This is a genomic window from Microbacterium festucae, from assembly GCF_025421715.1.
In the GTDB taxonomy this organism is placed as follows: domain Bacteria; phylum Actinomycetota; class Actinomycetes; order Actinomycetales; family Microbacteriaceae; genus Microbacterium; species Microbacterium festucae.
The window spans coordinates 1,379,446-1,385,566 of the sequence record NZ_JAOEFC010000001.1; the positions used below are offsets into that span (position 1 = coordinate 1,379,446).

General features: G+C 70.2%; 4 protein-coding genes. 3 read left to right on the plus strand and 1 reads right to left on the minus strand.

The genetic code is table 11. The annotated features are described in order from the left end of the window. Window positions 1-3 precede the first annotated feature (3 nt). Window positions 4-585: a DUF1349 domain-containing protein gene (locus N3K63_RS06145; protein WP_390895088.1), complete on the minus strand. Its 582-nt coding sequence runs from the start codon at window positions 583-585 to the stop codon at window positions 4-6. Between the two features lie 129 nt (window positions 586-714). On the opposite strand from N3K63_RS06145, the gene N3K63_RS06150 reads away from it, so the two are divergent. From N3K63_RS06150 to N3K63_RS06160, 3 genes are all read left to right on the plus strand, one after another. Continuing rightward, window positions 715-1,563 (plus strand): aldo/keto reductase, encoded by an 849-nt coding sequence (locus N3K63_RS06150; RefSeq protein ID WP_261579132.1) that lies wholly within the window; start codon window positions 715-717, stop codon window positions 1,561-1,563. A gap of 195 nt (window positions 1,564-1,758) precedes the next feature. Further along, the gene (locus N3K63_RS06155; RefSeq protein WP_261579133.1) at window positions 1,759-3,375 is read left to right on the plus strand and encodes a molybdopterin-dependent oxidoreductase; all 1,617 of its coding nucleotides are present in this window, start codon (window positions 1,759-1,761) and stop codon (window positions 3,373-3,375) included. 352 nt (window positions 3,376-3,727) lie between these two features. After that, the gene (locus N3K63_RS06160) at window positions 3,728-6,094 is read left to right on the plus strand and encodes a glycoside hydrolase family 3 N-terminal domain-containing protein (protein WP_261579134.1); all 2,367 of its coding nucleotides are present in this window, start codon (window positions 3,728-3,730) and stop codon (window positions 6,092-6,094) included. Window positions 6,095-6,121: the final 27 nt, after the last annotated feature.

Consider the following 6,121-nt stretch of genomic DNA (forward strand, 5'->3'; position numbering starts at 1 on the left):
GCCTCAGTCGTGCAGGGCGCCGTCGGCGTCGCCGCGCGACCACCGGGTGACCCGCACAGTGAGGCCCGACCGCGTCGGCGCGCACACCAGCGGCCCCGCCTGCGCGGCCACGCCGACCGGAAACGGCAGCACCCGCACGAGTCGCATCGGCCCGTCGCCGCGGCGCGCGCGCACCGTCACGGCGTCGCCGCTGCGGCTGGCGCGCACCGTCACCGGCCCGCCGGCCCAGTCGGGCACCGGCGCCAGTGACCAGTCCGACATCCCGTCGGTGACCACGGCGCCCAGCTGCGCCTCGCCGTCGGAGTACTCGATGCCGGCCTTCACCCAGCGCTCCGACGACACGCGGATGAAGATGCCCGCCTGATCGAACTGCGCCGAGAAGTCGGCGACGAACTCGACCTCCATCGCCGAGCCGTCGGGGAAGTCAGCGAGCAGTGCGTGCTCGGTGTCGTGCACGAAGCCGTACGAGGTCACGCGCCAGGCGTCACTGCCCTCGCGCGCCGTCACCTCGAGCGCCGTGCCCGCCTCGACCGCGCCCTCCGGCTCGTTCGTCCACTGTCCGCTGCTCCACGCGATGCTCTCCACGCGTCCATTCTGGCCGAGGATGCCGAGGCGCCCGGACCCTTGCCGCCGGCACCCGGCCGGGAGGGGGTCTGCCAGTACCTGGAACGACGGGGCCTTGTCGGTGGGAGGCGACCGGGGTGGACTGGCAGCATGCACACCGTCACACTCAACAACGGCATCGAGATGCCGATCCTCGGCTTCGGCGTCTACCAGGTCGGTCCGGAAGAGACCGAGGCCGCGGTGACCGCAGCGCTGGCCGCCGGCTACCGCTCGCTCGACACGGCCGCCGCCTACGGCAACGAAGAGGCCGTGGGCGCGGCGATCGCGGCGTCGGGCATCCCGCGCGACGAGCTGTTCATCACCACCAAGCTGTGGGTGCAGGACGCCCCCGCCGAGCAGAACACCGCCCGCGCCTTCGACGACTCGCTGCGCAAGCTGGGTCTCGACCACGTCGATCTCTACCTGATCCACCAGCCGTTCGGCGACTACTACGGCCAGTGGCGCGCGATGGAGCAGATCAACCGCGACGGGCGCGCCCGGGCGATCGGCGTCTCGAACTTCCCCGCCGACCGCATCATCGACCTCATCCTCAACAACGAGATCGCTCCGGCAGTGAACCAGATCGAGACCAACCCGTTCCACCAGCGCGCCGAAGACCAGCGCATCCTCGCCGCCGAGGGCGTGCAGATCGAATCGTGGGGTCCCTTCGCCGAGGGCAAGAACGGTCTGTTCACGAACGAGCTGCTCGCCGGCATCGGCCGCACGCACGGCAAGTCGGTCGCGCAGGTCGTGCTGCGGTGGATGATCCAGCGCCAGGTCGTCGTCATCCCGAAGACGGTCAGCCCGGAGCGGATGGCCCAGAACCTCGACGTGTTCGACTTCGAGCTCTCAGACGACGACATGGCGCAGATCGCCACGCTCGACGAGGGCGGGTCGCAGTTCTTCGACCACCGCGACCCCGAGATGGTGCGCTGGCTCAGCGCCCGTCGCCTGGGGTGAGACCCGGATGCCGGCGGCCCGTGCGCGAGAGCGTGCGGGCCGCTCGGCGTCGGGGCGATGCCCGGTGCCGCATCCGATCCCGCATCCGAGCGTGCATCCGGTCCAATCCGTTCCGCCGTCGGGGCCGAACTACCGGTGCGGGAACGCTCGCGCCGTCGCAGGCGCCCGGGTCCCCGCCGACCGAGGAGACGACCGATGAGTGCACGAACCGCGCGGCGCACGCCGAGCCGCTGGCTGTGGAGCGCCCTGGTGGGCATCGTGTCGGCGGCGGCGTTCCTGGCCACCGCCGAGCTGTTGTCGCTGCTGTTCACGCGCGGCAGCGGGCCCATCATCGCCGTCGGCGGGTTCGTCATCGACATCGTGCCGCGCCCCCTCAAAGAGTTCGCGATCACCACCTTCGGCGTCTACGACAAGCCGGTGCTGCTGATCGGTCTCGGCATCGCCGTGCTGATCGCCGCCGCTGTCGCCGGCATCCTGCAGTACCGGCTGCGCCCCCTCGGGGTGGTCGTCGTCGTCATCGCCGGGGTGCTCGCCACCCTGGCGACCGTCACCCGGTCGGGCGCCTCGGGCCTGGCCTGGGTGCCGACGACGGTCGGCACCCTCGTGGGGGCTCTGGTGCTGCTCCTCCTGACCGCCCGGTTGCGAGCCTGGGCGGGGTCGGCCGTGAGCGGCGAGGCGGATGGTCACGCCGTCGCTGCTCCGGCTGTGCCCGAGAATCCCGCCGCACCCCGTCCGAAGGTGGCCGTCGATCGACGCGCCTTCCTGCGCACCACCACCGTCATCGGCGTCTCCGCGGTGCTCGTGGGCGTCGGCGCGCGACTGGTGAGCGCGGCCACCACCTCCGCCGAGGCGCTGCGCAACGAGCTGCGCCTCCCGGCCCCTCGCACCAAGGTCGCGGTGCCGGACGGCGCCGAGTTCGACGTCGAGGGGCTCGCGCCGCTGGTCACCCCCAACAAGGACTTCTACCGCGTCGACACGGCGCTGGTGGTGCCCGCCGTCGACCCGGCATCCTGGCGTCTCGTGATCGACGGCATGGTCGATCAGCGGATGGAGTTCACCCTCGACGACCTGCTCGGCATGGGCTTGGACGAGTACGCCATCACTCTCACCTGCGTCTCCAACGAGGTCGGCGGGGGCCTGGTCGGCAACGCGATCTGGCTCGGCCTGCCCGTGCGCGACCTGATCGCCCAGGCGGGACCGCAGGCCGGTGCCGACATGGTGCTCTCGCGCAGCGTCGACGGGTACACCGCATCCACGCCGTTGGCCTCGCTCACCGACCCCGGCCTCGATGCCATCATCGCGGTCGGCATGAACGGCGAGGCGCTGCCCCCCGAGCACGGCTTCCCGGTGCGCATGGTGGTGCCCGGGCTCTACGGGTACGTCTCGGCCACCAAGTGGCTCACCGAGCTGAAGGTCACCACGTTCGCCGACGACGAGGCGTACTGGACGCCGCGCGGCTACAGCGCCGAGGCGCCCATCAAGTTCTCGTCGCGCATCGACACCCCCCGCACCGGCGCCCCGGTCGCGGCCGGCACCGTGGCCATCGCCGGCATGGCATGGGCCCAGACGGTGGGCATCGACCGCGTCGAGGTGAGCATCGACGAGGGGGAGTGGCAGCCGGCGACGCTGTCGAACCCCATCAACGACAACACCTGGGTGCAGTGGATGCTGCCCTGGGAGGCCACCGCCGGCACCCACTACATCGCGGTGCGCGCGGTGAACAAGAACGGCGAGCTGCAGATCGAGGAGCGCGCCCCGATCTTCCCCGACGGCTCCAGCGGCTGGCAGCGACTGCTGGTCACCGTGACCTGACCCCCGCCCCCTGCCGGCACCCACGGCCGCCCTCTTCGGAGGGCGGCCGTTCGCCGTTGACGCCGGTTTCCAGACCCGCCCGAACGGTCACGAAAAGGACACGGAAACGGGGCTTTCCGGGCCCGCGACGACAGAACACGTGACCGAAACGACCGATCGTGCGCCCGCCCCATGAGGCCCTCGACCCCCGTGGAAATCTCGATCCAGCACCAACCGTCCCCCTGCACGAACCCGCCCGGCCCGCCGGACGATCGCACAGTCGCGATGGTCGACGCTACGGCCCCAGAGGCGGGGCCAGCATCCTCACGCAAGGCGCGTGCGGATGTCTGTCGATGACGAAAGGGATAGGCCAATGAAGGCCCTGCCAAAGAAGGGAATCGCGGTACTGACCGGCTTCGGTCTCGCGATCACTCTCGCCGGATGCACCGGCGGCACCGAGGAAGCATCCAAGTACACGACCCGCGACGTCTCGGACGGCACCACGGACTTCGTGGTCGTCGAGAACCCGAAGGGCGGGAAGACCCTGTCCTACTCCGCCGACGGCCCGATCGAGCTGCTCGAGGTGAAGGACGGGAACGACACCCTCGCCTTCAAGGACCTCGACGGTGACGGTGAGCTCGACACCTTCGAAGACTGGCGCGTCGAGGCAGCGGAGCGTGCTGCGGCCTACGCCGAGACCCTCAGCGCCGAGCAGATCTCCGGTCTGATGCTCTTCAGCTCTCACGAGCGGTCCCCCGCCGACGGTCTGACCGACGCGCAGAAGACCTACCTCGACGAATCGAACCTTCGCAACGTCCTGAACGCCGGCGGCTCCGACGTCGAGGAGAACGTCACCTGGGTCAACGCCATGCAGGCCTACGTCGAGACCCTCGCCGACAAGGATCGCCCCTACGTCCCCGCCAACTTCTCCTCCGACCCCCGCTCCGAGGCCCAGTCGGGCTCCACCTACACGGGTGAGGCGACCGGCGTCTCGCTGTGGCCGTCGGTGCTCGGCCTCGCGTCGACGTTCTCGGCCGAGACGGTCGAGGAGTTCGGCCGCGTCGCCTCGCAGGAGTACCGCGCGCTCGGCATCTCCAACGCCCTGAGCCCGCAGATCGACCTCGCCACCGAGCCGCGCTGGCTGCGCGTGTCGGGCACGCTCGGCGAGAACGCCGACCTCGCGCAGGAGCTCGCGGCCGCGTACGTCTCCGGCTTCCAGAGCACTTACGACGCGGACGGCAAGAACATCGGCTGGGGGATCGACTCCGTGCCCACCACCATCAAGCACGCGCCCGGAGACGGCGCGGGCGAGGGTGGCCGTGAGTCGCACACCAACGCCGGCAAGTACGCGGTCTTCCCGGGCGACAACCTCGACGAGCACGCCTCGGTGTTCGCCGCGGCGAAGGACTCGCTGGGCATGATGACCAACTACTCGATCGTGCTGGGTGCCGACGGCACCCCGCTGCTGGGTGACGAGGCGGTCGGCACGGCCTACAACAGCGAGGCCCTGTCGTACATCCGCGACGAGGTCGGCTTCACCGGTGCGATCGTCACCGACTGGGGTGTCATGACCGGCTCGAAGGACCCCGAAGCCTTCATCGCCACCGCGTGGGGCGCCGAGGACATGGCTCCCGTCGAGCGCTACTTCACCGTGCTGCGCAACGGCGTCGACATGTTCGGCGGCGTGAACGACGCGACGCACATCCTCGAGGCCTACGACCTGTGGAACGAGCGCTTCGAGGCTGGTGAGGTCGAGGTGGATGCCGACACCCGCTGGGCCGAGTCGGGCGCGCGGATCCTCACGGCCTACTTCGCCCCGGGGCTCTTCGACAGCCCGTTCGTCGATCTGGAGCGCTCGAAGGAGATCGTCGGCAGCGAAGCGAACGTCGAGGCCGGTCTCGCCGCGCAGCTCGACTCCGTCGTCATGCTGAAGAATGACGGCACCGTGGCGGAGGACGCCGACTGGTCGGACAAGACCGTGTACATCCCGCACACGTTCGACGTCGGCTCGCCGGGTCTGTTCGGCCCGCCCGAGTACAGCGAGGGCGCGAGCCTGAGCATCGAAGCGGCCGAGGGCATCTTCGGCACGGTGCTCACCGACACGGTCGAGTACGACGCGGACGGCAAGGTCACCTCGATGACCGCGCCCGGCCTCTCGGGAGTCGACGCGGTGCTCGTCGGCCTGCGCTCGCCGAACAACGGCAACCCGTTCTCGGCTGCGGGTCTCGACGCCGAGAACGGTCAGTGGTACCCCTTCTCGCTGCAGTGGGCCCCCTACACGGCCGACGGTGAGAACGTGCGCACCACCTCCATCGGCGGCGACACTCTCGCCGACGGCACCAAGGAGAACCGCTCGTACTTCGGCAACACCTCGCGCATCTCGAACGCGGCCGACATCGATGCCTTCAACCGTGCGGTCGCGGCCGTCGAGGCCGCCGGCGGCGACATCCCCGTGATCACGATCGTCAAGGCGAACAACCCGGTCGTCCCGGCCGAGTTCGAGTCGAAGTCGAACGTCGTGCTCGTCGGCTTCGGCGTCAGCGACCAGGCCACGCTCACGGTCGCCTCCGGCGCCCACGAGCCGCACGGTCGCCTGCCGATCGGGTTCCCGGTCGACATGAACGCCGTCGAGGCGCAGCAGGAGGACGTCGGCGAGGACGTGGAGACCTACGTCGACGACGCCGGCAACGACTGGAAGTTCGGCTTCGGCCTGAACTTCTCGGGTGCCATCACCGAGTAGAGCCAGACCCGCCCGGTCGTGGGCGAC